Consider the following 1,365-nt stretch of genomic DNA (forward strand, 5'->3'; position numbering starts at 1 on the left):
GCCTCGTTAACAAAATTGGTGGGCCAAGTCATGCTCCGGAAGTTTCCCGAGTTCATGGTATAGCACAGTTTCATAGACTTCGTCGGTTTTGAAGCCGTACGATTTTCTCAATGCCACTTTTGCTTTCGTATTCATCCCTTCCACGCTGCCACTCGAAAGCTCTCCTTTGGCCGCGAACCAATTCAGCAATAACCCTCGATGCCGCCGTAGCGTGCGTGCCATCTCTTTCATCGGTTCTAGTTGGCTGCGCATCGCTCGGTTGCACCAACCATCCAGAAACTTCCCAGCCCACGTTGCACTCTGGTAGCTCCAAAATTGCTGAAAGTCTTCCCTCATCAAGTGCGCCCGCATCGTACGCAAGTTGTATTTCATCAACTCTCGCAGCTTTGACGTTTGTTTTGCTGTACGGTTTTCGGGACGCTTCAATATACACCAACGACTATGCTTCAAGATCGGCTCATAGCCATCCTCCTTCAGTTGCCGGGTTTCCTCGGCCCTCACTTTGTCGACCTTCTTGTTTAGCGTTGCCATCACGTGGTAGCGGTCAAGAATATTCAAGGCATGACCAGCGCGATCGGCAATCACATTCAAGTACGGCTTCCACATATCGCTACAAACAAACTGCAAATGATCCTTCACGCTCGTCTCGAACAAATCGAAGAAACCTTCGAGTGTCTTCTCTTTGCGTTCTCGTCCTACCCAAAGCAACCGCCGGCAGCCTTCATCGATCTGGTAGACCAACGTCAGGTAGCGATGGCCTCGCCGCGCAGCGATTTCATCAATGCCAATTGCCGTAAATTGCAGGTCCTCGCGATGAACCAGTCCCCAGATCACGGTATAGCGGACACTGCGGTAGACTCGATTCCAACTGGTGCCAAAGATGCGTCCGGTTTCGCTCCAAGACATGCGTCGAGCCCACGTGCTTAAGAACCATTTGTACGCCGTTGTCATCCGCTCTTTGCCGTTGGACCACTCCAAATGCTCGGTCTTGACACCACAATCAGGGCAGTCGACTCGTCGCATCGCGTAAACAAAGTACACCGCCAAGCCGAGGATCGGGACGAACTGAAACTCTCTGGCGGATCGCGTGTCGTACGTCGGCCCGGCAGATCGGCATTGACCACAGCGAGGCTTGCTGTTCTTGCGAGGACGGACATCCACTAAGATTCGATTTCCTGATATTTTTGCATTCCCGTAAACGAACCGCTTGAGCGGATAGCGGCAATTGAGGATAGTCTTAAGGTGCATCTGGCGCTGATGGGTTGGCGATTGATCTTGATTTAAGCACCAATACCAATAACCGATTCGTCCGCCAGATGCATTTCCTTTATTGAAAAATTGTGTGTTCGAGCCCCTTCCGCCTCG

Annotated in this window: 1 protein-coding gene; it reads right to left on the bottom strand. The window is 51.6% G+C overall.

Features of this window, described 5'->3' with window-relative positions:
• Positions 1–6: 6 nt before the first annotated feature.
• Complete coding sequence (locus Poly41_RS33750) at positions 7–1,248, bottom strand: ISL3 family transposase (RefSeq protein ID WP_146531776.1); 1,242 nt, start codon at positions 1,246–1,248, stop codon at positions 7–9.
• Positions 1,249–1,365: the final 117 nt, after the last annotated feature.

This window comes from Novipirellula artificiosorum, from assembly GCF_007860135.1.
GTDB classification, from domain to species: Bacteria; Planctomycetota; Planctomycetia; order Pirellulales; family Pirellulaceae; genus Novipirellula_A; species Novipirellula_A artificiosorum.

Bases quoted from the DNA above. Each gene is read 5' to 3' on its own strand.
- Poly41_RS33750 (WP_146531776.1), bottom strand. From the start codon at position 1,248: ATGCACCTTAAGACTATCCTCAATTGCCGCTATCCGCTCAAGCGGTTC.